Raw genomic sequence first — 3,584 nt, forward strand, 5'->3', positions numbered from 1 at the left:
AACAAAAAAGACCCTTCATTAAAAATGAAGGGTCTTAAAAGAAGGCGGCGACATACTCTCCCACAAAAAGCAGTACCATCTGCGCTAACGGGCTTAACTTCTCTGTTCGGAATGGGAAGAGGTGAGCCCCGTTGCTATAACCACCTTGGCTCTTGGTCTTGTTATTATACAAGAACTAATATCTTAACATACTATAACAATAATAAAGTATTCAAAAATTCTAACATAAGAAGAAAATCAATTAGGCAATCTTGCGCCCCTAGACAAGCTAGGGGCTGCATAAGCTATACGGGTTATTAGTACTACTTGGCTATGACATTACTGCCTTTACACCTATAGCCTATCAACGTGATCGTCTCTCACGACCCTTAAAAGAAATCTCATCTTGTGGTGGGTTTCGCGCTTATATGCTTTCAGCGCTTATCCCTTCCAAACGTAGCTACCCAGCAATGCTCCTGGCGGAACAACTGGTACACCAGAGGTTTGTCCAACTCGGTCCTCTCGTACTAGAGTCAGATCCACTCAAATTTCTTACGCCCACTGTAGATAGAGACCGAACTGTCTCACGACGTTCTGAACCCAGCTCGCGTGCCACTTTAATGGGCGAACAGCCCAACCCTTGGGACCTTCTCCAGCCCCAGGATGTGACGAGCCGACATCGAGGTGCCAAACCCCCCCGTCGATATGAGCTCTTGGGGGAGATCAGCCTGTTATCCCCGGAGTACCTTTTATCCTTTGAGCGATGGCCCTTCCATACGGAACCACCGGATCACTATGCTCTACTTTCGTACCTGATCGACCTGTATGTCTCTCAGTCAAGCCCCCTTTTGCCATTGCACTCTACGCACGGTTACCAAGCGTGCTGAGGGGACCTTTAGAAGCCTCCGTTACTCTTTTGGAGGCGACCACCCCAGTCAAACTACCCACCAAGCACTGTCCTTCCAAGGGAAGTTAGGCTTCAAACAAGTAAAGGGTGGTATTTCAACAATGACTCCATCACGCCTAGCGACGCAACTTCAATGTCTCCCACCTATCCTACACATCACTTGTCCAAAGTCAATACTAAGCTATAGTAAAGGTTCACGGGGTCTTTTCGTCCCACAGCGGGTAATCGGCATCTTCACCGATACTACAATTTCACCGAGCTCATGGCTGAGACAGTGTCCAGATCGTTGCACCATTCGTGCAGGTCGGAACTTACCCGACAAGGAATTTCGCTACCTTAGGACCGTTATAGTTACGGCCGCCGTTTACCGGGGCTTCAATTCAATGCTTCTCCGAAGATGACATCTCCTCTTAACCTTCCGGCACCGGGCAGGTGTCAGGCCCTATACTTCATCTTTCGATTTTGCAGAGCCCTGTGTTTTTGATAAACAGTCGCCTGGACCTCTTCACTGCGGCCCCACCGAAGTGGGGCGACCCTTCTCCCGAAGTTACGGGTCGATTTTGCCTAGTTCCTTAGCCATGAATCTCTCGAGCACCTTAGAATTCTCATCCCAACTACCTGTGTCGGTTTAGGGTACGGGCTGCTTTACTCGCTTTTCTTGGAAGTCACGCCCCTGGATTATCACCGCCGCCGTAGCTTAAGTGTACTATCGTAACCTTTCGGTTACTTCAACGTACTATTCCGTCAGTACGCACCAAGTTTATGCCTCCGTCACTTTTATTGTAAAGCAGGTAGCAGAATATTAACTGCTTGTCCATCGACTACCCCATTCGGGTTCGCCTTAGGTCCCGACTAACCCTCAGCTGATTAGCATAGCTGAGGAAACCTTAGTCTTTCGGTGTGCGGGTTTCTCGCCCGCATTATCGTTACTTATGCCTACATTTTCTTTTGTAACCAGTCCAGCATACCTCACAGTACACCTTCACTCCTGTTACAATGCTCCCCTACCACTATAGTAAACTATAGTCCATAGCTTCGGTAATATGTTTATGCCCGATTATTATCCATGCCGAACCGCTCGACTAGTGAGCTGTTACGCACTCTTTAAATGAATGGCTGCTTCCAAGCCAACATCCTAGCTGTCTAAGCAGTTCAACCTCGTTTATTCAACTTAACATATATTTGGGGACCTTAGCTGATGGTCTGGGTTCTTTCCCTTTCGGACATGGACCTTAGCACCCATGCCCTCACTGATGAAAATCATTTTATAGCATTCGGAGTTTGTCAGGAATTGGTAGGCGGTGAAGCCCCCGCATCCAATCAGTAGCTCTACCTCTATAAAACTAAATCATCGCTGCACCTAAATGCATTTCGGGGAGTACGAGCTATTTCCGAGTTTGATTGGCCTTTCACCCCTACCCTCAGGTCATCCCAAGACTTTTCAACGTCAACGGGTTCGGTCCTCCACTATGTGTTACCACAGCTTCAACCTGCCCAAGGGTAGATCACACGGTTTCGCGTCTACTCAACCTAACTAAAACGCCCTATTAAGACTCGCTTTCGCTACGGATCCGATGCTGAACATCTTAACCTTGCTAGATAAAGTAACTCGTAGGCTCATTATGCAAAAGGCACGCCGTCACCAATAAAGGCTCCGACCGCTTGTAAGCGTATGGTTTCAGGATCTATTTCACTCCCTTATTCAGGGTTCTTTTCACCTTTCCCTCACGGTACTGGTTCACTATCGGTCTCTCAGTAGTATTTAGCCTTGGCGGATGGTCCCGCCAGATTCATACAGGGTTTCACGTGCCCCGCACTACTCAGGATACCACTATCTTAACTTCCTTTACCTATACCGGGCTATCACCGTCTATGGCCAAGCTTTCCAACTTGTTCTAGTTCATCGAGTCTCAAATGTCGTGGTCCTACAACCCCATAATATCCGTAAACATTATGGTTTGGGCTATTACGCGTTCGCTCGCCGCTACTAGCGTAATCACTATTGTTTTCTCTTCCTCCGGGTACTTAGATGTTTCAGTTCTCCGGGTTTGCCTCCTTGCGGATGATATATCTTCAATATACCGGGTTGCCCCATTCGGATATCTGCGGATCAATTTGTATGTGCCAATCCCCGCAGCTTTTCGCAGCTTATCACGTCCTTCTTCGCCTCTGAGAGCCTAGGCATTCCCCATACGCCCTTAATAAGCTTATGCTTTTTACCTAATGATCTTTATTCTTATTATATTAAAATATCTAAAATCCTATAAATAAATATAGAACCTTAAATAGATTCTCTCGTATTCTTTATTATTGTTTCAGTATGTCAATGAACTTTTTTAACGAAAAATATTAAATAATTAATACAACCGTTAATCGTGGAGAATATCGGAGTCGAACCGATGACCTCCTGCGTGCAAGGCAGGCGCTCTAGCCAGCTGAGCTAATCCCCCATTATTAGATAGCTTGTTAACCAGTTATTAGTTAACAGTACTTATAACGGCTACTCAACCTCTAAAATTTCCTTCAATATCTTTTTATGAACTTTATCATAAAGAATAATTCTCTATGCTCGTAGTCTCAGGCAGACTCGAACTGCCGACCTCTACATTATCAGTGTAGCGCTCTAACCAGCTGAGCTATGAGACTGCATCATTGTATATATAATTGACAGACGATTAAAACTAAACAACCTCTCTAT

General features: G+C 45.9%; 2 tRNA genes and 2 rRNA genes. All 4 read right to left on the bottom strand.

The features are described 5' to 3' along the window. Positions 1 to 39 precede the first annotated feature (39 nt). Positions 40 to 148: ribosomal RNA gene (gene rrf, locus BUC03_RS14895) — 5S ribosomal RNA — on the bottom strand. A gap of 128 nt (positions 149 to 276) precedes the next feature. Next, a 23S ribosomal RNA gene (locus tag BUC03_RS14900) occupies positions 277 to 3,098 on the bottom strand. A gap of 164 nt (positions 3,099 to 3,262) precedes the next feature. Continuing rightward, positions 3,263 to 3,336 (bottom strand) — tRNA-Ala (locus tag BUC03_RS14905). Between the two features lie 122 nt (positions 3,337 to 3,458). After that, positions 3,459 to 3,532, bottom strand: a tRNA-Ile gene (locus tag BUC03_RS14910). Positions 3,533 to 3,584: the final 52 nt, after the last annotated feature.

It is taken from the genome of Mesonia phycicola (assembly GCF_900141885.1).
Classification (GTDB): Bacteria; Bacteroidota; Bacteroidia; order Flavobacteriales; family Flavobacteriaceae; genus Mesonia; species Mesonia phycicola.